This is a genomic window from Kitasatospora sp. SC0581 (assembly GCF_048159585.1).
In the GTDB taxonomy this organism is placed as follows: Bacteria; Actinomycetota; Actinomycetes; order Streptomycetales; family Streptomycetaceae; genus Kitasatospora.
Map to the genome: position 1 here is coordinate 48,770 of NZ_JBLRWA010000035.1, position 21,599 is coordinate 70,368.

Below are 21,599 nucleotides of genomic sequence, written 5' to 3' on the forward strand. Positions count from 1 at the left end.
GCCGGCTCATGACGGGCCCGGGCCCGGGGCGAGCAGCCGGCGCAGTGCCGTGGGTGTGTGTCCCACGTGCTCGCGGACGACGCGGGTCAGGTGCGCCTGGTCGGCGAAGCCGAGCTGGGCCGCCAGGGCGGCGAGGCCGGGTTCGCCCTCGACGATCCGGTCCATGGCCCGGGTGACGCGTACGCGGTTGCGGTAGCGGGTCAGCGAGACGCCCGTCTCCCTGGAGAACACCCGGCTCAGCCGGTAGGGCGACACCTCCAGCAGCGCGGCCAGCGCGCAGAGCCCACCGGCCTCCGGGGCCTCCTCGATGATCGCCTCGCGCGCCGCCGCGGCCAGCGCCCGGTCGGCCGGCCGGCCTGCCCGCCGGGCGCGGGCGGTCGGCTCACCGGCCGCGGCCGCGACGAGGCGGAGCAGTTCCTCCGCCAGCGCGTAGTCGATGTCGCCGGTGCCCGCGGCGGCGACCAGACGGCGGTGGGCGAGGTCGACGCGCGCGTCGACGTACACCGTCGTCGCGGCGGGCGGGCGCCCGAGGAGGGAGGGCTCGAACCTGACCGACGTGCAGACGTCGCCGCCGGCCGGGTGCGCGAAGCGCTCCTGCTCGCCGGGCGCGCCCAGGTAGGCCGTGGTCGCGTCCAGATCGGTGTCGGTGCCGTCGGCCGACCGCCGGAACCTGCCGCGTCGCACCAGCACCAGGCGGTGGTCGTCGCGGCTCTCCGGCTGCGACCACTGGGTGTGGTCGGAGCGGCACCCCACCACGGTCACGGTGAACTCCGGCCGGGCGGCGAGGGTCGATGCGGACAGCATGCCGCGGACGGTACCCGCCGGGTACGACAGGACGGCCCGCAAGGATCTTCAAGACCTCCGGTGCCGTCACCCCGGATGCTGGGGCCCACGTGACGACAGGAAGGGAGCCGTCCATGGCCGTCCACGCGGAGCTCACCGCGATCACCATCGACTGCGCCGACCCCCGGGCCCTCGCCGGGTTCTACCGCCAGGTCACCGGCTGGGACCTCGGGCAGGCCGACGACGACTTCGTCCAACTCGGCGCGGGGCCGGTCCGGTTGGCCTTCCAGCGGGTCGCCGGCTACCGGGGGCCCGGCTGGCCCGACGCCGCGAAGCACGCCCACCTCGACTTCGCGGTCGCCGATCCCGAGGCCGCGGTGCAGGAGCTGCTCGCGGCGGGGGCGACCAGGCCGGAGTTCCAGCCCGGCGAAGGCGATTGGACCGTTCTCGCCGACCCCGAGGGCCACCTGTTCTGCATCGCTTCGGCCTGACGAGGAGTCGACCACCCATGGCCTCGATCCACAAGGAACTCGTCATCGACGCCCGCCCCGAAGCGGTGTGGTCGGTGCTCAGCGACTACGGCGCGGTGCACGAGCGGCTGGCGCCCGGGTTCGTCACCGACACCGTGCTGAGCTCGGACACGCGCACCGTCACCTTCGCCGACGGCACGATCGTGCTCGAACGGCTCGTCGACCTCGACCACGAGGCGATGCGGGTCGCCTACACGGTCGTCGGCGGCAGCCTCCACCCGTCCCACCACCACGCGTCCATGCAGGCCCTTCCGGAGGCCGGCGGCCGGACGAGGTTCGTGTGGCACACCGACGTCCTGCCCGAGGCCCTGGCCGCACCGATCGCCGAGTCCGTCGAGCACGGTTCGGCGGTGATCCGCCGCACGCTGGAGGCCGCCGCACCGGTCGCCAGCCCCGACGCCGGGAGGTAGCGGAGGACCGCGAAAGCGCCGCCCCGAGCTGATCGGGGCGGCGCTCCGGCGTCCCGGGTCAGTCCACCAGCGGGAGGTAGACCTTGTTGCCCTGGGCCGCGAACTCGGCGGACTTCTCGGCCATGCCGGCCAGCGCCTCGGCGTCGAACTCACTGGAGACGGCGGTGGATCCGTCGCCGTGCTCGTCGCGGATCTTCTGGGAGATCTTCATCGAGCAGAACTTCGGGCCGCACATCGAGCAGAAGTGCGCGGTCTTGGCGGGCTCGGCGGGGAGGGTCTCGTCGTGGAAGTCGCGGGCGGTCTCCGGGTCGAGGGCCAGGTTGAACTGGTCCTCCCAGCGGAACTCGAAGCGGGCGTCGGAGAGGGCGTCGTCCCAGGCCTGGGCGCCGGGGTGGCCCTTGGCCAGGTCGGCGGCGTGGGCGGCGATCTTGTAGGTGATCACGCCGGTCTTGACGTCGTCCCGGTTGGGCAGGCCCAGGTGCTCCTTGGGGGTCACGTAGCAGAGCATCGCGGTGCCCCACCAGGCGATCATCGCGGCGCCGATGCCCGAGGTGATGTGGTCGTAGCCGGGGGCGACGTCCGTGGTCAGCGGGCCGAGGGTGTAGAACGGCGCCTCGTCGCAGATCTCCTTCTGGAGATCCATGTTCTCCCGGATCTTGTTCATCGGGACGTGGCCCGGGCCCTCGATCATCACCTGGACGTCCCGCTCGCGGGCGATCCGGCCGAGCTCGCCGAGGGTCTTCAGCTCGGCGAACTGCGCCTCGTCGTTGGCGTCCGCGATCGAGCCCGGACGCAGGCCGTCACCGAGCGAGAAGGTGACGTCGTAGGAGGCGAGGATGGAGCAGAGCTCCTCGAAGTTGGTGTAGAGGAAGTTCTCCTGGTGGTGGGCCAGGCACCAGGCCGCCATGATCGAGCCGCCGCGCGAGACGATGCCGGTCTTGCGGCGCGCGGTGAGCGGGACGTAGCGCAGCAGCACGCCGGCGTGGACGGTCATGTAGTCGACGCCCTGCTCGCACTGCTCGACGATGGTGTCCCGGTACACCTCCCAACTCAGCTCCTCGGCGCGGCCGTCCACCTTCTCCAGGGCCTGGTACAGCGGCACGGTGCCGATCGGCACGGGGGAGTTGCGCAGGATCCACTCGCGGGTGGTGTGGATGTTGCGGCCGGTGGAGAGGTCCATGACGGTGTCGGCGCCCCAGCGGGTGGCCCAGGTCATCTTCTCCACCTCCTCCTCGATCGAGGAGGTGACGGCCGAGTTGCCGATGTTGGCGTTGATCTTCACCAGGAAGTTGGTGCCGATGACGGCCGGCTCCACCTCGGGGTGGTTCACGTTGACCGGGATGACGGCCCGGCCGCGGGCCACCTCGGCCCGCACGAACTCGGGCGCCAGGCCCTCGCGCAGCGCCACGAACTCCATCTCCGGCGTCACCACGCCCCGCTTGGCGTAGGCGAGTTGGGTGACGGCGGCACCATCGCGGCCGCGCAGCGGACGGCGCGGGCGGCCGGGGAAGACGGCGTCCAGGTTGCGCAGGTTCCCGCCGCGCGGCGAGGTGTGCTTGATCCCGTCGTCCTCGGGGCGCGACTCGCGGCCGTCGTACTCCTCGACGTCGCCGCGCTGGCGGATCCAGGGGTCCCGCAGCGCGGGCAGGCCGCGCCGCACGTCGGGCTCGTACGACGGGTCGGTGTACGGGCCGGAGGTGTCGTACAGCGGGACGGTCCCGCCGTTGGTGAGCCGCACCTCGCGGTACGGGACGCGCAGGTCGGGGCGCGATCCCTCGCGGTAGGCCTTGTGCCAGGCCGGGGTCGGGTAGCCGGTGCGCTCGCTGCTGGGGGCGCTCCGGACAGACTGCGGCTGTGCTTCGAACGTGGTCATCTGACCTCTACTCCCTACGCCGGCATTACCCGGTCAGGTTCCTGCGGTCGACGCAGCCGTCGGTCCGTCCGTCGACGTCCCGGTCAGCGTCCTCTCAGCCCGGTGCTCCGAGCTCCCGCGTCGCAGGCGGTGTTGCCTGCACACGACGCCCAACACCGTAGCGAGCGGATCGCCGCAGGTCCAGAGCGCCTCACGGGCCGGCGGCGGGTCCTCGTCGACGGCACCCCGGTGGCCGAAAGTGTCCGAACGCACCCTCATAATGCTCACGAATGCTCCGCAGGCACTCCACCGGGTCGCGCACGGCCCCTCCGTGCGGGCGACCGGCCCGGGGTGTCGCGGCTCTGACGATTCTTGGGGGAAGTACTCCGTGCGCATCCGTCACGCGGCCGGCCTGAGCGCCGCCGTGGTCTCCGCCGTGGTGGGCCTGCCACTGCCCGCGGTGGCGGCCGAACCGGCCGCAGTCCTGTACGTCGAAGGCTCCAACTCCGCCTGCTCGAACAGCGGTCCGGGCACCCGGGCGGTTCCGTTCTGCACCGTCCAGGCCGCCGCCGACCAGGTGCTGCCGGGCCAGACCGTGGAGGTCGCGTCGGGCACCTACGCCGAGGACCTGACCGTCCGGCGCTCCGGCGAGCCCGGCAGGCCGATCACCTTCCGCGGCGCCGGCCGCCTCGCCCTGAAGAAGACCCTTCCGGTCATCGCCGGTCCGCAGAAGCAGGCGGTGAGGATTTCCGGCCAGCACGACGTCGTCTTCTCCGGCTTCGACGTGACCCACTTCGAACTCGACGGGGTCAGCCGGGTCGAGCTCTCCGGAAACTTGATCGAGCAGCCGAACGGCGACGTCCTCCGGCCGGCCGTCAACGTCACCGGCGCCAGCGACCACGTCCGGGTGGAGCGCTCGATCGTCAGTCTGGCCAGCGGCGGCGTGAAGGTCGGGCCGGGCATCTCCGGGACAGTGATCGCCGGCAACGACTTCAACTCCACGTTCGGGTCGGCCGTGTCGCTGACCGACGCGCCGAACACCGTCATCACCCACAACACGGTGCGGTTCCAGTGGTCGGTGTCGACCGCCTTCGACCTGGCCGGCGCGTCCCACCACGCGACGATCACGAACAACCTCGCCGACATGTCCGTCGTCCGGGTGTCGGCCGGCTCGACCGAGGGCACCGTCCTCGACTACAACACCATCCAGCCCCCCGGGCTCGGCCACATCCCCACCTACGAGTGGGGTGGCACCAAGTACCAGTGGGCCGAGAACCTGAAGGCCGCGACCGGCCAGGGCGGCCACGACCTCAACGTCAGCGTGCAGTTCGACCCCGACCTGTGGGGGTACTCGATGCCGGTGGCCGCCCTCGGCTGGCTGCCCAACGGCGTGATCGACTCCGCCGGCCCCGAGGTGCCCGGCGTCTCGGCCGTCGACCTGCTCGGCCACGGCGCGACGGACCACCCGGACGTCCCCAACACCGGCCCGAACGGCGGTTTCCGCGACCGCGGCGCGTACGAGGTCGTCGGCTCCTTCAAGACCGACCTCAAGGTGACCCCGGAGACCGGCTCCGACCCGCTGGCCGTCACGGTCGACGCCAACCCCGTCGTCCCGTCGCGGATCACCGACTACTCCTACGACTTCGGCGACGGCACCACCGCGTCGGGGCCGAACCGCCCCACCGTGCGTCACGTGTACGCCAAGCCCGGCGACTACCGGGTGCAGCTCACGACCACCGACGAGTTCGGCGCCAGCCGGACGGATGTGCAGTGGAGGAAGGTCGACTACACCCCGGCCGGCTACACCGCGATCGCGCCGACCCGCATCCTGGACTCCCGCCAGCCGGGCGGCCGCTACCCGCGGCTCGGCCCCGGCGAGACCATCGATCTGGACCTGCGCAACCGCGTCTCCGGCTCGGCCGGCACCCTGGTGCCCCCGGGCGCCACGGCCGTCGTGCTCAACCTGACCGCCACCGAGGGCACCGCCGACAGCCACCTGGACGTCTACCCGTCCGCCGCCGCCCGGCCGACCACCTCGAACGTGAACTTCGGCCCCGGCCAGGACGTCGCCAACCTGGTGACCGTGCCGATCGGCCCGGACGGCAGGGTGGTGGTGCGCAACAACGCGGGCTACGTGCACACCGTCGCCGACGTCCTCGGCTACTTCACGGCCGGCAGCCCCGACCGCTTCACCTCCGTCGCCCCGGCCCGGCTGCTCGACACCCGCTCCGACGCCACCCCGCTGACCGGAGGCACCCCCCGACGGCTCCAGGTGGCCGGCGCCGGCGGCGTCCCGGCGGGCGCCACCTCGGCGGTGCTCAACGTGACCGCCACCGAGTCCGCCTCGGCGGGCTTCGTCACCGTCTACCCCGGCGGAACCCAGCGCCCCGCGGCCGGCTCCAACCTCAACACCGCCCCGGGCCGGAACATCCCCAACCAGGTGGTGGTCCCGCTGGGCGCGGACGGCAGCGTCGAGCTCTTCACCAACGCCTCCAGTTCGCACCTCGTGGTCGACGTCTTCGGCTACTACGGCCCGGACGGCAAGGGCCTGTTCACCCCGGTCCCCCCGACCCGTCTGCTCGACTCGCGGGGCAACGTCACCTTCACCCCGTTCTCCACCCAGCAGGTCCGGGGCGTGCCCTCCGGCGCGACCGCCGCGGTGGTCAACCTGACGGCGACCGGCACCACCGGGGCCACCCACCTCACCGCGTGGGCGTCCGGGACGCCCCAGCCCGACACCAGCAACCTGAACGCCAGCCCGGGGCTGGACGTCTCCAACCACACCACCGTCCCGGTCGACGACGGAGGCCGGTTCGACATCGCCAACCACGCCGGCACCACCCAGGTCATCGCCGACCTCTTCGGCTACTACCGCAACCAGTAGCAGCACTCCGGACACCGGAGAACGCCAGAGGCCCGGCTCCCCGTCTCGCGGGGGGCCGGGCCTCAGGGCGGCGGTCGGGGCGGCCGGTCAGCTCTTGGCCGCCTTCTTCACCAGGACCACCACGGCGGCCGCGATACCGACCACCACCAGCAGCTTGATCACGATCGAGAGCAGTGCGCCGACGACGCCGAACACGAAGGCGACGATGTTCCAGGCCAGCACCAGGACCAGCACCGGGATGACGATGTTGCGCACCCAGGAGGGCAGCGACTTCCAGAGCTCAGCCATGTCGGTTCCTCTTCTCCCCTCGGGTCGGCCGCCGTCCGGTGCCGCATCCCGCTTGCTTTCGGTACTTCGATCGTACGGTGGCGCGAGTGCCGGAACGAGGCCCAACGGCCCGGAGAGAACCCCGAGATCCCCCCGATCCCGACCCCCCGGGTGACCCCCGAGAATTCCTCCGACGCGGCACAACCCCCGGCCTTCCGGAACGTCCTACCTAGTGCCGGGACCATGCCCTCCCGGCGCCGTCTACCAGGGGGGAACCCGACCCATGCGGGCCAGCACAGCCATGTCCACCGCCGCTCTCGCGGCGCTCAGCCTCACCGTCGCGGCCCTCGCCGCGGTGCCCGCGACCGCCGCCCCGGCCACCGCCCCGGCGGCCGCCACCGCTGCCGCCGGCACAGCCCCCGGCGCCACCGCACCGGCCGGATTCGTCGGGATGGCCCCGACCCGGATCCTGGACACCCGCGCGGGCAACCCGGCGACCCACAGCGTCTGGCCGGTCCAGGAGGGCGAGTACTACTCGACCCCGATCGCCACGGGCTGCCACAACCACCCCCCGCAGGAGTGCTACGGCGTCATCCCGGCCGATGCCACGGCCGTGGTGGTCAACGTGACCGTGACTGATCCGACCGCCGACAGCTTCGTGACGGTCAGCGGCACCCCCGGCACTCCGGGCACCAAGCCCGCCACCTCCAGCATCAACTTCAGGGCCGGCCAGACCATCTCCAACCTGGTCACGGTCGCGACCGGCCCGGTCAACCGCTTCGTCCCGTGGCTCACCCTGTACAACAACGCGGGCACCGCCCACGTGGTGCTCGACGTGGTCGGCTACTACAACCCCACGGCGACCGACAAGTACGGCCCGCTGACCCCCACCCGGATCGCCGACAGCCGCGACAACGGCACCGCCGGCCGGCTCCGCGGCGACGAGATGCGCTCGTACCTGGTCGCCAGCCCCGAGCTGGGGACCGCGGACGCCACCTCGGTGATCCTCAACGTCACCGCGACGGAGGGCACCTGGGACAGCTTCCTGACCGCGTACCCGACCGGGACGATCCGGCCCACCAACGGCTCGAACGTCAACTTCCCGGCGGGCACGACGGTTTCGAACCGCGTCGTGGTGCCGGTCGGGCCCGACGGGAGGATCAACCTCTACAACCACGCCGGCTGGGTGCACGTCATCGTCGACGTCGTCGGCTACTACGGACCGTCCGGAAAGGGCCTGTTCAGCGCGCTCAAGAACCCGGTGCGGGCCTTGGACACCCGGAACGGCTACTCGGTGGCCACCGGGTCGACCGTGCAGGTCCAGGCCGTCCCCACCGACGGCTCCGTGCCGAACGCCATGGGGGTCGAGACGAACGTGACGGCCACCAACGTCCTCGCGGACGGCCACCTCACCGTCTTCCCCGGGCCCGGCCAGGCGCCGAACACCTCCACCCTCAACGTGAGGGCGGCGCGGGACACCTCCAACTCGGCGACCACCGCGGTGACCCCCGAGGGCAGGTTCTCCGTCTTCAACCACGGGTTCGGACTGGACCTCATCGCCGACGTGAACGGCTACTACGTCACCGGCTGAGCCGGCCACGATCCCGCCCGGCCCGCCGGCCCCGGAGCACCCGGGTCGGCGGGCCGGGCGGGGCCCGGGACGAGCGGCGTCCGGGCACCCCGCCGGGAATTCCGCCGGAGGGGCACAACCCCGGGCGGCCCGATGCGTCCAACCAGTACTGGGAGCAAGCCCGTCCAGCACCGTCGACCCCCGGGGGGATCCGATCATGCGGGCCAGAACAGCCATGTCCCTCGCCGCCCTGGCGGCGCTCGTCCTCACCGCCCCGGCCCTCGCCGCCGTCCCGGCGACCGCCGCACCCGCCGCCTCGCCGGCCACGGCCGCGGCAGCCGGAACCACCACGCCGGCGGGCTTCGTCGGGATCGCCCCGACCCGGGTCCTGGACACCCGCGACTACAACCAGGTCCCGACGCACGACCACGGCAAACTCGGAGCGGGCGAGTACTACCGGACTCCGCTGGCGACGGTCTGCGGCCACCACCCGCCGTTCCCCTGCACCTCCCCCGTGCCGACGGAGAGCACGGCCGTGCTGGTCAACGTCACGGTGACCAACCCGACCGCCGACGGCTACGTGTCGCTCAGTTCCGCCGCGGGCGCGGCCGGCACCGCGCCCGCCACCTCCAGCATCAACTTCAGGGCGGGCCAGACCGTCTCGAACCTGGTCACGGTCGCCGTCGGCGACCTGTGGAGCTCCGGATACACCCGGACGGTCACCCTCTACAACAACGCGGGCACCACCGACGTGGTGCTCGACGTGGTCGGCTACTACACCCCCACCGCGACCGACAAGTACGGCCCGCTGGCCCCGACCCGGATCGCCGACAGCCGCAGCGACGGCACCGGCCGGCTCGGCGGCGACGCGGTGCGCACGTACCAGGTCGCCCGCCCCGAGCTGGGGACCGCGGACGCCACCTCGGTGATCCTCAACGTCACCGCGACCGACGGCTCCTGGGACAGCTTCCTGACCGCCTACCCGACCGGGACGGCCCGGCCCGTCAACGGCTCGAACGTCAACTTCCCGGTGGGGTCGACCGTCGCGAACCAGGTCGTGGTGCCGGTCGGGGCGGACGGGAAGATCGACCTCTACAACCGCGCCGGCTGGGTACACGTCATCGTCGATGTGGTCGGCTCCTACGGACCGTCCGGAAAGGGCCTGTTCAGCGCGCTCAAGACCCCGGTCCGGAACCTCGACACCCGGGACATCGGCGGCAGGCTCCAACGGGGAGCCACGGCGACCGTCCGGGCCGTACCGACGGACGGCTCCGTCCCGAACGTCCTGGGCGTCGAGGCCAACGTCACGATCACCGACGTCACCGAGGCCGGCCACCTCACGGTGTTCCCGGGCGGGGGCCAGCCGCCGAACACCTCCACCGTCAACGTCGAACCCGGGCAGACCATCGCCAACTCGGCGACCACCGGGGTCACCGGCGGGGGCACCTACTCGGTCTTCAACCACGGCGGCCCGGTGAGCGTCGTCGCCGACCTGACCGGCTACTTCGTCACCGGCTGACCCGCACCCGCCCGCGGTCCCGCACGTCGTCCGGACGCTCCGGACGACGTGCGGGCGCCGCCCGGACGGCTCAGACCGGCCAGCGCTCGCCGCGCCAGGCGGCGTCCCAGAACATCCACTCGTAGCGCGAGGTGGTCACGAAGTGCCCGACCACCTTCCGGCGTTCGGCCGCGGACAGCTCCTCGCCCAGCCGGTCGGTGAGCGCCAGCACCCGGCGGACCACCGACTGGAAGGCCTCGTCGCCGTAGGTGGAGATCCACTTGGCGTACAGCGGGTCGGGCGAGCCCTGGGCGAGCAGCGCCTCGCCGACCCGGGCGTAGATCCAGTAGCAGGGCAGCACCGCGCCGAGCGCCTCGGCGAAGGAGCCGCCGTAGACGGTGGCCAGCAGGTAGCTGGTGTAGGCCCGGGTGGTGGGCAGCACCGGCTCGGCGGCGGCCTCCTCGGCGCTGCCGCCGAAGGCGGTCAGGAACTCGGCGTGCATGCCCTGCTCGGCGGCCAGCGCGCCGACCGCGTCGTCGGCGAAGGCCCGGACGTCCTCCTCGCCGGGCGCCTTGGCGGCGCAGACGGCGAGCGCGCGGGCGTAGTCGCGCAGGTAGTGCGAGTCCTGGACGACGAAGTGGCGGAAGGCCTCGCGCGGCAGGGTGCCGTCGGTGAGCCCGGCCAGGAAGGGGTGGGCGAGGATCTCGGCGTACACCGGCTCGATGGCCGCCCAGAGTTCTTCGGTCAGCGTCTTGGTGCTCATGACGCGACCCTAACCGCAGGGGCGGCCGGTCCTCCGGCCAGTGTGCCGCCGTCCTCCCCCGTCCCCGGGCCCGTCCGTCCACCTCCCGGACCAGGCGCATTCAGCACGACCCCGCCGTGTGGTGGTTCCGCCGGGAGGGTGGTTCCTGTCAGGCTTGGGCGGCATGAAGGGTTTCCTCATCAAGACACTGATCAACGCGGCGGCCATCTGGGTCGCCGCCTGGATCGTCAGCGGCATCCAACTCGCCCAGGGCAAGGCCGACTGGCAGCACAAGGCGCTGACGGTGCTCGGCGTCGCCGTCGTGTTCGGCGTGGTGAACTGGCTGATCAAGCCGGTGGTCAAGCTGTTCTCGTTCCCGCTGTTCATCCTCACGCTGGGACTGATCACCTTCGTGATCAACGCCCTGATGCTCCTGCTCACCTCCTGGGCCTCCGGGAAGCTGAGCCTGGACTTCCACGTGACCAACTTCGGCTCGGCGCTGGTCGGTTCACTGATCATCAGCCTGGTCGCGTGGGGCCTGCACCTGGCCCTGGACGACGACTGACCGGTGCCGTGCGGACGGCCGAAAGGGGCCCGCACCCGGGTGTTGCCACCGGGTACGGGCCCCTTCGCCGTTCCTGTGCGACCGCGGCCGGGGCGATCACCCCGCGTTCTCACGCCCCTTGAGCAGGTCCGCGAGCTGGGCGTCGATGTCCCGCCCGGAGAACTCCTGCCCCATCGGCACCAGCCGGTCGGTCCGCGCCAGGAAGGCGATCAGCGGCGCGGACGAGGCGCACAGCAGGGCGTCCCCGTCGGGGGAGTGCAGCACGATGCGGACCTCCGAGAGCTCGTCGCCGACCGGGCGGATGTGCACGTCGCCCTCGCCCGCCGGTCCGCTGATCCCGTCGAGCAGCAGCTCCCGCGCGAAGTACCAGGTGACCGGGGCGTCGCCGGGCAGGTGGAAGGTGAGCCGGACGGCGTACGGGTCGTCGGCCTCGTACGCCAGGTCCACTGGGAGGCGGAAGGAGAGCTCGTGCGAGACCACGAGGTTCATCACCAGGTGACCCTGGACTGTGCTGTGCTGCATGGCGCCAGTACCTCTCGTTCTGCCCGCGCCGTCGGTTCGCTTGGTCCGATGGCGGCGGACATGTTTTCGACGGTTTTTGTGACGGTTTATGCAACCAATCCACGTTCGATCATCATCGTCCATGTTTGGGGATGTAGTGGACAAGGCGTGCTTTTTCAAATGGTGAACGAGCCGGAGCAGGTCCAGACCAAGTGGTGTCAGAAGATGAACGACGGACTCATCGCCCCGACCCCGCGCCGCAGTTGGCACGCGACGGAGACCAGCCGGTCGGCCCGCTCGACCGGGAGCGACAGGGCCATCGTGGCGACCACCGGGCCGATGGTGATCGGGACGGCCGCGCAGACCGTGCCGAGCGCGTACTCCTGACGCTCCAGCACCGGCATGGTCGGCCGCAGCGAGGCGAGTCGGCGCAGCACCGCGGTCTCGCCGGTGAGGGTCGACGGGGTGAGCCCGGCCGGCGGGTGGCGGGCGAGGTGGTCGCGGCGCTCCTCCTCGGGCAGCTGGCCGAGCAGGCACTGGCCGATGGCGTGCGCGTGGGCGGTGGCCCGGAAGTCCGCCCAGGGCTCGACGGCCGGGCGGTTCGGGTCCTCGGCCACGTCCACCACGTGGACCTCGCCGTCCCGGTACAGCGCGAAGTAGACCGCGGCGCCGAGCTCGTCCCGTAAGGACCGCATCCGCGTCCGCAGGTCGGGGTCGCCGCACCGGCCGCGGGAGCGGGCTATGCCGTCGAGCGCCTCCCCGTGGAAGAAGCGCCCCTCGGAGCGCCGCAGGTAGCCCTCGTGGGCCAGGGTCCGCAGCAGGTGGTAGGCCGTGCCGAGGGGCAGTTCGGCGGCCCGGGCCAGCTGCTTGGCGGTCGCGCCGCGCCGGAAGCCCCCGACGGCCTCCAGCAGCCGCAGCGCCCGCTGGACGGAGCCGATCAGGGTGGGCCCGCGGTCCGCCTCGGGCGGCCGCGGCGCGGCGGGCCCGGCCTCCCGCGCGGGCCCGAGCGGTCGTGCCGCCTCGAACGGTTGCTCTCCGAACGGGTGCTCCCCGAACGGTCGTGCTGTCTCGAACGGTTGCGTCTTCTCGAACGGCTGTGCGATCCGATCCATGACACCCAACCCCCAGCCCGAGTCCCTCGTACAGGTCCGTGCCCAGAACGGGCATGCGGAACGAAACCTCCGATTTGCCCGATAGCTGCTCATTGCAGCACAGCGGGACCCCGAACGGATGCACCCGACCGGGTCGGCGTTTCGACCCGTTCCCGGCGTGTTTCGACCCGTTCCCCGGGTTTCGTTCCTCCCCCGGCGCGGGAGACTTCCGCACAACGCGCCAGTCCCGGAGGTGGCCATGGGCCCCGAGAACCGCACCGCGCCACCGCGCCCGGTCGTGAAGCGCACCGCGCGGGCGATCCTGCTGGAGCTGGACCCGGACGATCCGTACGGCCCGGCCTCGATCGTGCTGATCCGGCGGGTCCGGCCGGACTCGCCGCACCCGTACTGGATCACGCCCGGCGGCGGGGTCGAGCGGGAGGACCGGACGGTGGTCGAGGCGCTGCACCGCGAGGTGGACGAGGAGCTCGGCGGCAAGGTCGTGGACGTGGTGCCCGCCTTCGTCGACACCATCAGCCACACCCACCATGACGACGGCACCCCGCTGCACCCGCACGGGGTCAAGGTGCAGCACTTCTTCGTCTGCCGGCTCGCCTCGATGGACCTCGACCGACGGCACGGGCCCGAGGTGACCGACCCCAACGGCGAGTACGAGGTGGTCCGGCTGCCGTTCACCCGCGAGGGCGTCACCTCGGTCAACGTGGTCCCGCCCCGGCTGCGGGCGTACCTGGCGGCCAACATCGAGGGCATCCGCGCGCTCCTCGCCCCCGACCTCGGGTGATCACACGGCGGCCGGGTCGCCGACCGGGTCGTGCCGGATCAGCTCGGCCGGGACCCCGGCCCGCAGCAGCACCCCGACGCCCCGGCGCACCATCGCCGGCGGCCCGCTGAGCACCGCCTCGCGACCGGTCCACGGGCCGAACCGGCCCACCGCATCGGGCAGTTCGCCGGTCAGCAGCCCGCCGGTCAGCAGCCCGCCGGTCAGCAGCCCGCCGCCCAGCAGTCCGCCGCCCAGCGGGCCCCCGGCGTGGCCGCCGCCGGAGAGCACCGGACGGACCGTCAACCAGGGGTGGCGAGCGGCCAGTTCGCGCAGCTCTTCCAGCGCGTACAGCTCCTCGGCCCGGCGGGCCCCGTAGAACACCTCGACCCGGCGGCCGGACGCACCGTGCTCGGCGGCCTCCTCGACCAGGGCGCGGACCGGCGCGATCCCGGTGCCGCCGCCGAGGCAGAGCAGGTCCCGGCCGGCCGCGTGGTCCACGGTCATCGCGCCGGCCGCCGGGCCGAGCCGCAGCACGTCCCCGGGCGCGGCCCGGTGGACCAGCGCGTTGCTCACCCAGCCCGCCTGGACGGCCTTGACGTGGAAGGTCAGCAGCCCGTCCGGGCGGGGCGCGCCGGCGAAGGAGTAGTGCCGCCAGACCCGCGGCCACCAGGGCGTCTCCAGCGCGGTGTACTGCCCGGCCCGGAACGGGTAGGCCTGGTCCGGCCGGACGGTGACCACCGCGACGTCCCGGGTCCGGCGCTCGTGCCGGACGATCTCGCCCTGCCACCAGGCCGGCGAGGTGCGGGCGTCCTCCTCGGCGGCCTCGATCATGGCCGAGGAGATCATCCGGTAGGCGCGGCGCCAGGCCGACTCGGCCTCGGCGTCCCAGCGGTCGCCCGCGTACCGGGCCAGCGTTCCCACCAGGCACTCCTCCACCACGGCGTAGTGCCCGGCCAGCGCCCCGTACCGGCGGTGGGACCGGCCTAGCCCGGCCAGCGTGGCGCGCAGGGCCGCCGGCCGGTCGAGCTCGCGGACCACGGCCAGCAGGGTGCGGAACAGCCGCTCGCGGTGGACGTCCATGGCGGCGGGGAAGGACGAGCGGAGCTCGGGGTGGCGCAGGAAGAGCAGCGCGAAGAAGTGCGCGGTGGCCCGGTCGGCGACCGGCTCGACGGCGGCGAGGCCGGCCCGGACCAGCCCGACCTCCCGGGCGGTGAGCGGCCACCGGGCGGTGGCCTGGTCCTGCCCGGCGGCGGGGAGCGCGGCGGCGGGCTGCCCGGCGGGGGTCCGTACGCCCCAGGCGTCGCTCCACCGGTCGCCCGGGCCGACCCGGTTGAGGCCGGGAGCGTCGGCGAACAGCGGGCGGAAGTCGGCGGCGGGGGCGGGAGCCGGGGCGTGGACGTGGACGTGGACGTGGGCCGGAGCCGGGACGAACGGCGGTTGCGGCGGCCGGACGGGCTCCAGCAGTGACACCGGCGGCAGCACCTCCGTCGGCGCCTCCGCCGCCACCAGCGGCGGCAGGTCCGGCGGGTCCACGGGCATCGGCGGGGCCACGGGCGCAGGCGGGTCCAGGCGCACCGGCGGGGCCAGGGGCACCGGCGGCCGGGCGACCGCCTCCCGCGACGGACCCCCGTCGGGCGCGGACTGCCGCAGGCCCGGGACGGACGAGACCCCCGCCGAGCCATGCCCGGTACGGACCAGGACTGTTCCGCGGGACTTCACCGCTACGTTTCGAGTACCCAAGAGAATCGTTTCGCCCTCCGGCCGGCCTGCGCCACCACCTGGCTTGTCGCTACTGGCGCCAAGGCAGCGTGGCACGGCCCGACCGACCGACCGACGAATCACGCGAAGCCCGGACATCCGGGCCCGGAACGCGCTACTCTCCCCGCCCCCGGTCGCCCCGGGTGTCCGTCCGCACACCCAGGGCAACCGGAGAGCCGGGCTCGACGGCGATCCTCAGAGCTGCCGCAGCAGCATCCCCGGCTGCTCCACACAGTCCGCGACGAACCGCAGGAAACCGCCCGCCGTCCCGCCGTCGCAGACCCGGTGGTCGAAGGTGAACGACAGCTGGGTCACCTCGCGGACCGCCAACTCCCCCTGGTGGACCCAGGGTTTGGCGACGATCCGACCGACCCCGAGCATCGCCGCCTCCGGGTGGTTGAGGATCGGGGTCGAGCCGTCCACGCCGAACACCCCGTAGTTGTTCAACGTGAAGGTGCCGCCCGTCAGTTCGGCCGGGGTGAGCGCGCCGCTGCGCGCCGCCTCGGTCAACCGGCCCAGCTCCTCGCCGAGTTGCCCGGTGCTGCGGTTCTGCGCGTCCCGCACCACCGGGACGACCAGTCCGCGCTCGCCCTGCGCGGCGAAGCCCAGGTGCACCGCCGAGTGCCGGACGATGCCCGAACCGTCCCCGGTGACCGAGGAGTTGAGCTCCGGGAAGCGCGCCAGGGCGACCGTGCAGATCCGCGCCAGCAGCGCCAGCACGCTCACCTTCGGCCCCGGCGTGGCGTTCAACTGCCGCCGCAGTGCCATGAGTTCGGTGGCGTCGGCGTCCACCCAGCAGGTCGCCGCCGGGATCTCCCGGTGGCTGCGGCTCAGCTTCTCGGCCACCGCCTTGCGCAGCCCGCGCAACGGGACCACGCCGTCCTGCCCGGCGGGCCCGGCGGGCGCCGGAGCGGCCACCTTGGCCGCGACCGCCCGTTCGACGTCCGCGCGCATGATCAGTCCGTCGGGCCCGCTCCCGGTGAGCGCGGCCAGGTCGACCCCCTGCTCCCGGGCCAGCCGCCGCACCAGCGGCGAGATCACCGGCACCACCGCCGGCCCGGCCGGGACGACCGGAGCCCGCACGGCCACGGCACCGGCGGCGACCACGGCCGAGGCCGAGGCCGGTGCCCCGACCCGGCGCCGCCGCCCGCCCCGGCCCGGCTCGGCGACCCCGAATCCGACCAACGGCCGCTCCACCTCGGCAGAGGCGGAGGCAGCGGCAGGCGCAGCGGCAGAGCCCGGCCCCGCCGCATCCTCCGGCCCGCTCCCCGCCGCCGGCGCCACCGCGACCGTCACCAGCGGCGCGCCCACGGCGATCTCCTCGCCCACGTCGCCGTACCGCGCGGTGACCACCCCGCCGTACGGGCAGGGCACCTCCACCACGGCCTTGGCGGTCTCCACCTCCACCACCGGCTGGTCGACCGCGATCACCTCGCCGACCTCGACCATCCAGCGCACCACCTCGGCCCCGGTGAGCCCCTCACCGAGATCGGGCAGCCGGAACTCCCGTACGACGGGCATCATCCTCGGTCCTCCCACTGCAGCCGGGCGACCGCGTCCAGGATCCGGTCCACCCCGGGCAGGTGGTGGTGCTCCAGCATCGGCGGCGGGTACGGGACGTCGAAGCCGGTGACCCGCAGCACGGGCGCGGCCAAGTGGTGGAAGCAGCGCTCGGTGACCCGGGCGGCGATCTCCGCGCCGGTGCCGCCGAAGCCGCTCGCCTCGTGCACCACCACGGCCCGGCCGAGCGAGCGCACCACCCGGCAGACCGTCTCGTCGTCGAACGGCACCAGGGTGCGCAGGTCCAGCACCGCGAGGTCCCGGCCCTCGGCCTGCGCCGCCTCCGCCGCCGCCAGGCAGACCGGCAGCGAGGGGCCGTAGGTGATCAGCACGGCGGAGGTGCCGGTGCGTCGCAGCACCGCCCGGCCGATCGGCTCGACGGGCGCGTCCGGGTCGAACTCGGCCTTGCCCCAGTAGAGCCGCTTGGGCTCCAGGAACACCACCGGGTCGTCGGAGGCGATCGAGGCGCGCAGCAGCCCGTACGCGTCGGCCACCGTCCCCGGGGTGACCACGTGCAGGCCGGGCGTGCTGGTGTAGTAGGCCTCGGAGGCGTCGCTGTGGTGCTCGACGCCGCCGATGCCCCCGCCGTACGGGATGCGGACGGTGATCGGCAGCGGGAGCCGGCCCGCCGTGCGGTTGCGCATCTTGGCGACGTGCGAGAACAGCTGCTCCAGCGCCGGGTAGGCGAAGGCGTCGAACTGCATCTCGACGACCGGACGCAGCCCGTACATCGCCATGCCGATCGCGGTGCCGAGGATGCCGGCCTCGGCCAGCGGGGTGTCCAGGCAGCGCTCCGGTCCGAACTCGGCGGTGAGCCCGTCGGTGATCCGGAAGACCCCGCCGAGCGCGCCGACGTCCTCGCCGAGCACGTGCACCGCCGGGTCCTCGCGCATGGCGTCCCGCAGCGCGGAGTTGAGCGCCTGCGCCATCGAGGCGGTACGGACATCAGAGGGGCGCCGCGCAGAGGCTCCGCCAAGGGTGGGGGTGGGCGACGGGTGGGCCGTGCTCATCGGTCCGCCACCTCCGCCTCGGCGGCCAGCTCGGCGGCCAACTGGGCGGCCTGCTCGCGCAGTTGCGGGGTCGGCTCGGCGTAGACGTGGGCGAACAGCGACATCGGGTCCAGCTCCGGGTCGGTGTGGAACTCCGCCCGCATCCGGGCCGCCAGCGCCTCCGCCTCGTCGGCCGCCTCCCGCACCAGGCGGTCGTCCAGCACGCCGAGTCCGCGCAGCGCCCGCTCCATCAGCAGGATCGGGTCGTGCTCGCGCCAGGCGGCCACCTCGGGCTCGGTGCGGTAGCGGGTGGCGTCGTCGGCGTTGGTGTGGGCGTCGATCCGGTAGGTCAGCGCCTCGACCAGGGTCGGGCCGCCGCCGGCCCGGGCCCGCTCCACCGCCTCGGTCAGCACCGAGTGCACGGCGGGCGCGTCGTTGCCGTCCACCAGCCGGCCCGGCATCCCGTAGCCGACGGCCTTGTGGGCCAGGCTCGGCGCGGCGGACTGGGCGCTGAGCGGCACGGAGATCGCGTAGCCGTTGTTCTGCACCAGGAAGACCACCGGGGCGTCCAGCACGGCCGCGAAGTTCAGCGCCTCGTGGAAGTCGCCCTCGCTGGTGCCGCCGTCGCCGAGCATCGCCAGCGCGACCACCGGCTCGCCGCGCAGCCGGGCGGCGTGCGCCAGCCCGACGGCGTGCGGGGCCTGGGTGGCGAGCGGGGTGCAGAGCGGGGCGGTGCGGCTGGCCCGCGGGTCGTAGCCGGTGTGGGCGCTGCCGCGCAGCAGGGTCAGCGCCTCCAGCGGGTCGACGCCCCGGGAGACCACGGCGAGGGTGTCGCGGTAGCTGGGGAAGAGCCAGTCGTGCTCGCCGAGCACCAGCGCGGCGGCGACCTGGCAGGCCTCCTGGCCGGTGGACGCCGGGTAGACGGCGAGCCGGCCCTGCTTGGTCAGGGTGGTGGCCTGCTGGTTGTACCGGCGACCGACGACCAGGCGGCGGTACAGCTCGCGCAGCAGGGCGGGGTCGTACTTCTCCAGCGCGGGGGTGCCGATCGCCCGGACGGGGGAGGGGTCCGGGAGGAGGGGTGCCGGATCGGTGCGCGGGGCGGTGGCCCCGGGCAGCCAACCGGGTACACCCGCGTGGTGTCTGTGGTCGAGAACGGTCATCTCGGGGCACCTCCAGGGGTTGCGGGGGCTCCCTACCGATTGTTCGGTCGTCTGTTCATCTTGACCAGAAGCGTGACAAGGTGGTGGACATTCGGCCTGTACGGCGGTCGACTGGTGGCAGTGCGTCCAATCGGTGGGGGTGGGGGGTCATGTCGGCTGAACAGATGTCCAGACTCGACCGGGTCGACCGGTCGATCCTGCGGCTGCTGCAGCAGGACGGTCGCGCCTCCATCCGCTCGGTGGCCGAGCGGGTGCACGTGTCCCGGGCCAACGCGTACGCCCGGATCTCCAGGATGGTCGAGGACGGCATCATCCGCGGCTTCACCGCCAGGGTGGACCACGAACGGGCCGGTCAGGCCGCGTCGGCGTACGTCACCCTGAAAATCGTCCAGAACTCCTGGCGGACGGTGCGCGAGCAGCTGCTGGAGCTGCCCGGGGTGGCACACATCGCGCTGGTCGGCGGGGACTTCGACGTCCTGCTGCTGGTGCACACCGCCGACAACAAGGCCCTGCGGGAGCTGGTGCTGGGCAGCATCCAGTCCATCCCGCAGGTGCTCGGCACCCGCACCATGCTGGTCTTCGAGGAGACCGACCAGGTGCCGCCGCTCTGAGGAGGGCTCCGCCTCGAGGGCGGGGCCCGGGCCCGGGGGAAGGACCGGTCAGCGCGCCCGCAGCCCGTCGAAGGCCAGGTGGACCACCGCGTCCGCGACCCCGTCGGCGGCCTTGAGCCCCGGCCGGTACCACTCCACGATCGAGTTGATCATCCCGAACAGCAGCCGGGTGGCCAGCCGCGGCTCCACGTCCGCGCGCAGCGCGCCGTCCGCGACCGCCGCCCGCAGCAGCTCGGCGACCTGGTGGTCGAAGTCCCGCCGGCGCTCCAGCGCCCACTGCTCGGTGGCCGTGTTGCCGCGCACCCGCAGCAGCAGCGTCACGTACGGCAGCTCGTCCAGCAGCACCTCGGCGGTGCGGCGCACCACGTGCTCCAGCCGCTCCACCGCCGGGCCCGCGACCGCCTCGGGCTCGGCCAGGATCGCGAACAGCCCGTCCAGCGCCCGGCCGACCGCCAGCCGCAGCAGCTCCTCCTTGCCGCGCACGTGGTGGTAGATGGAGGACTTGGAGATCCCGGCCGCCCGGGACAGGTCCTCCATCGAGGTGCCGTCGTAGCCGCGCTCGTTGAACACGTCGACGGTCACCGCGAGCAGTGACTCCACGGTGTAGGCGGTGCGCGTGGTGTGATCGGCCATCCTCCGAGTATCCCCGGCCGTCACCCCCGTCACGCGAGCGGGTCCGACTGGTCCACACCAACCAAGGGACGCCGACGGGGTCAGGCCCTAGACTCTGCGGACGATCCGTCCACGTCCAAGGCTGGGGACATGAACGCAATACCGGCAGTCGCCTCCGACGTGCCAGAGAAGCGCAGCGAGGAGCCGGAGGAGACCGCGCGCGCCTGGCAGGAGCGCGGCCGGGCCCTGGTGGTCCGCTTCGGACCGGCGGTGTGGTGCTACGCGGTGCTGAAGCTGATCGGCTTCACCGTCTTCATGAAGCTGCTCTCCTTCTCCGGGGAGTACGCCAAGAAGCCGGCCCGGTTCGGCGGCGGCGCCAACCCCTGGGACGTGGTGGCCACCTGGGACGGCTGGTGGTACCAGCAGGTGGCTCGGTTCGGCTACCACCCGGCGCTCGTCCCGATACCGAACGGCCCGGTCGGCTTCAGCGTCGAGCAGAACTCGGCCGCGTTCTTCCCGCTCTACCCCGGCCTGATGCGGATGACCTCGGACGTCACCGGCCTCGGCCTGTACGGCGCCGGGATGCTGGTCTCGGTGGTGGCCTCGCTGTTCGCCGCGGCCGGCATCTACGCCGTGGTGGAGAAGCTGACCGGCGACGCCCGCTCCGGTGTGATCGCGGCCGGCATCTGGGCGATCGCCCCGGGTTCCGGCGCCGAGTGGGCGGTCTACTCGGACTCCCTCTTCGTCGCGCTGGCCGCCTGGGCCTGCTACTGCGTGATGACGAAGCAGTGGGTCGCGGCCGGGGTGATCACCCTGGTCGCCGGGCTCAACCGGCCGACCTCCGCGGCGCTGATCGGCGCGGTCGGCCTGGCCGCGCTGGTCGAGCTGTACCGCCGCGAGAGCGGCGTCCTGCGCCCGCTGGCCGCGATGCTGCTGGCCCCGCTCGGCCTGCTCGGCTACGTGGGCTGGGTGGGCTGGCGGACCGGCGAGTGGGGCGGCTACTTCCGGCTGCAGCACGACGCCTGGCTGCACTACTTCGACTGGGGCCAGGGCACCTGGCACGCGATCCGCGGGGTGCTGCTGGGCCGCAGCGACTACCCCTTCGCCTTCCCGATACCGGACCTGTTCGCCACCCTGATCGTGCTCAGCCTGCCGATGCTGATCGTGCTGCTGGTCCGGCTGCGCCCGCCGCTGGTGCTGACCGCCTACACGCTGGCGACGATCGTCTCGGTGCTCGGCAGCCTGGGCATCTTCGGCAACGTCTCCCGCTACCTGCTGCCCGCGTTCCCGCTGTTCATCGCGCTGGCGGTGGGGATGCGCAAGCTGAGCCTGCCGGTGCTGGCCACCGTCCTGGGCACCGGCGCGGTCGCCTCCGGCTGGTACGCCGGGTACGTCATCTTCGAGCTGGGCGTGCCGTAGACCCGGACCACCCGAG

Annotated in this window: 20 protein-coding genes and 1 riboswitch; of the genes, 9 read left to right on the forward strand and 11 right to left on the reverse strand. The window is 73.1% G+C overall.

Annotated elements, in window-relative coordinates; all coding sequences use genetic code 11:
• Window positions 1–6: 6 nt before the first annotated feature.
• The gene (locus ACLWS4_RS32985) at window positions 7–804 is read right to left on the reverse strand and encodes a helix-turn-helix domain-containing protein (protein ID WP_416876053.1); all 798 of its coding nucleotides are present in this window, start codon (window positions 802–804) and stop codon (window positions 7–9) included.
• Between the two features lie 113 nt (window positions 805–917).
• Between ACLWS4_RS32985 and ACLWS4_RS32990 the strand changes: the two genes are divergently transcribed.
• Complete coding sequence (locus ACLWS4_RS32990) at window positions 918–1,274, forward strand: VOC family protein (RefSeq protein WP_388048455.1); 357 nt, start codon at window positions 918–920, stop codon at window positions 1,272–1,274.
• A 17-nt stretch (window positions 1,275–1,291) separates the two neighbouring features.
• Window positions 1,292–1,723, forward strand: coding sequence for an SRPBCC family protein (locus tag ACLWS4_RS32995; RefSeq protein ID WP_416876054.1), 432 nt, complete (start codon window positions 1,292–1,294; stop codon window positions 1,721–1,723).
• Between the two features lie 58 nt (window positions 1,724–1,781).
• Here the strand turns inward: ACLWS4_RS32995 and thiC are convergent, their stop codons facing one another.
• On the reverse strand, window positions 1,782–3,596 hold the full coding sequence (thiC, locus tag ACLWS4_RS33000) for a phosphomethylpyrimidine synthase ThiC (RefSeq protein WP_380777907.1): 1,815 nt from the start codon (window positions 3,594–3,596) through the stop codon (window positions 1,782–1,784).
• Window positions 3,591–3,725: riboswitch (TPP riboswitch) on the reverse strand. (Overlaps the previous gene by 6 nt.)
• Window positions 3,726–3,963: 238 nt before the next feature.
• On the opposite strand from thiC, the gene ACLWS4_RS33005 reads away from it, so the two are divergent.
• Entirely contained in the window at window positions 3,964–6,459 is a 2,496-nt protein-coding gene (locus ACLWS4_RS33005) for a PKD domain-containing protein (protein WP_416876055.1), read from the forward strand.
• A gap of 87 nt (window positions 6,460–6,546) precedes the next feature.
• On the opposite strand, the gene ACLWS4_RS33010 is transcribed toward ACLWS4_RS33005, so the two are convergent.
• Window positions 6,547–6,747 carry a DUF5326 family protein gene (locus ACLWS4_RS33010; protein WP_049653234.1) on the reverse strand — a complete coding sequence of 67 codons (201 nt, stop codon included), beginning with the start codon at window positions 6,745–6,747 and terminating at the stop codon, window positions 6,547–6,549.
• Between the two features lie 262 nt (window positions 6,748–7,009).
• On the opposite strand from ACLWS4_RS33010, the gene ACLWS4_RS33015 reads away from it, so the two are divergent.
• Both ACLWS4_RS33015 and ACLWS4_RS33020 read left to right on the forward strand, forming a co-directional pair.
• Complete coding sequence (locus ACLWS4_RS33015) at window positions 7,010–8,317, forward strand: hypothetical protein (protein ID WP_416876056.1); 1,308 nt, start codon at window positions 7,010–7,012, stop codon at window positions 8,315–8,317.
• 196 nt (window positions 8,318–8,513) lie between these two features.
• A complete protein-coding gene (locus tag ACLWS4_RS33020) occupies window positions 8,514–9,815 on the forward strand; it encodes a hypothetical protein (protein ID WP_416876057.1) in 1,302 nt (433 codons plus the stop codon).
• A 70-nt stretch (window positions 9,816–9,885) separates the two neighbouring features.
• Here ACLWS4_RS33020 and tenA read toward each other — a convergent pair whose 3' ends face one another.
• Window positions 9,886–10,557 carry a thiaminase II gene (gene tenA / locus ACLWS4_RS33025; RefSeq protein ID WP_049653239.1) on the reverse strand — a complete coding sequence of 224 codons (672 nt, stop codon included), beginning with the start codon at window positions 10,555–10,557 and terminating at the stop codon, window positions 9,886–9,888.
• Window positions 10,558–10,720: 163 nt separating this feature from the next.
• On the opposite strand from tenA, the gene ACLWS4_RS33030 reads away from it, so the two are divergent.
• Window positions 10,721–11,101, forward strand: a complete 381-nt coding sequence (locus ACLWS4_RS33030) for a phage holin family protein (protein WP_049653241.1) — start codon at window positions 10,721–10,723, stop codon at window positions 11,099–11,101.
• 96 nt (window positions 11,102–11,197) lie between these two features.
• Here the strand turns inward: ACLWS4_RS33030 and ACLWS4_RS33035 are convergent, their stop codons facing one another.
• Both ACLWS4_RS33035 and ACLWS4_RS33040 read right to left on the reverse strand, forming a co-directional pair.
• Window positions 11,198–11,623 (reverse strand): SsgA family sporulation/cell division regulator, encoded by a 426-nt coding sequence (locus ACLWS4_RS33035; protein WP_049653243.1) that lies wholly within the window; start codon window positions 11,621–11,623, stop codon window positions 11,198–11,200.
• A 197-nt stretch (window positions 11,624–11,820) separates the two neighbouring features.
• A complete protein-coding gene (locus tag ACLWS4_RS33040; RefSeq protein WP_375876536.1) occupies window positions 11,821–12,714 on the reverse strand; it encodes an IclR family transcriptional regulator in 894 nt (297 codons plus the stop codon).
• A gap of 238 nt (window positions 12,715–12,952) precedes the next feature.
• On the opposite strand from ACLWS4_RS33040, the gene ACLWS4_RS33045 reads away from it, so the two are divergent.
• Window positions 12,953–13,495: an NUDIX domain-containing protein gene (locus ACLWS4_RS33045; protein WP_049653246.1), complete on the forward strand. Its 543-nt coding sequence runs from the start codon at window positions 12,953–12,955 to the stop codon at window positions 13,493–13,495.
• Here ACLWS4_RS33045 and ACLWS4_RS33050 read toward each other — a convergent pair whose 3' ends face one another.
• From ACLWS4_RS33050 to pdhA, 4 genes are all read right to left on the reverse strand, one after another.
• Window positions 13,496–15,013, reverse strand: coding sequence for a globin domain-containing protein (locus ACLWS4_RS33050; protein WP_416876058.1), 1,518 nt, complete (start codon window positions 15,011–15,013; stop codon window positions 13,496–13,498).
• Between the two features lie 414 nt (window positions 15,014–15,427).
• On the reverse strand, window positions 15,428–16,753 hold the full coding sequence (locus ACLWS4_RS33055; protein WP_416876068.1) for a dihydrolipoamide acetyltransferase family protein: 1,326 nt from the start codon (window positions 16,751–16,753) through the stop codon (window positions 15,428–15,430).
• The gene (locus tag ACLWS4_RS33060) at window positions 16,753–17,721 is read right to left on the reverse strand and encodes an alpha-ketoacid dehydrogenase subunit beta (protein ID WP_259316901.1); all 969 of its coding nucleotides are present in this window, start codon (window positions 17,719–17,721) and stop codon (window positions 16,753–16,755) included. The genes ACLWS4_RS33055 and ACLWS4_RS33060 overlap by 1 nt, the downstream gene beginning before the upstream one ends.
• A 77-nt stretch (window positions 17,722–17,798) precedes the next feature.
• Window positions 17,799–18,941, reverse strand: coding sequence for a pyruvate dehydrogenase (acetyl-transferring) E1 component subunit alpha (gene pdhA / locus ACLWS4_RS33065; protein WP_049652804.1), 1,143 nt, complete (start codon window positions 18,939–18,941; stop codon window positions 17,799–17,801).
• Between the two features lie 149 nt (window positions 18,942–19,090).
• On the opposite strand from pdhA, the gene ACLWS4_RS33070 reads away from it, so the two are divergent.
• Window positions 19,091–19,552 (forward strand): Lrp/AsnC family transcriptional regulator, encoded by a 462-nt coding sequence (locus tag ACLWS4_RS33070; protein ID WP_049652805.1) that lies wholly within the window; start codon window positions 19,091–19,093, stop codon window positions 19,550–19,552.
• A 48-nt stretch (window positions 19,553–19,600) separates the two neighbouring features.
• Here the strand turns inward: ACLWS4_RS33070 and ACLWS4_RS33075 are convergent, their stop codons facing one another.
• On the reverse strand, window positions 19,601–20,185 hold the full coding sequence (locus tag ACLWS4_RS33075; protein ID WP_049652808.1) for a TetR/AcrR family transcriptional regulator: 585 nt from the start codon (window positions 20,183–20,185) through the stop codon (window positions 19,601–19,603).
• Window positions 20,186–20,314: 129 nt separating this feature from the next.
• Between ACLWS4_RS33075 and ACLWS4_RS33080 the strand changes: the two genes are divergently transcribed.
• Window positions 20,315–21,583, forward strand: coding sequence for a glycosyltransferase family 39 protein (locus ACLWS4_RS33080; RefSeq protein WP_079272007.1), 1,269 nt, complete (start codon window positions 20,315–20,317; stop codon window positions 21,581–21,583).
• Window positions 21,584–21,599: the final 16 nt, after the last annotated feature.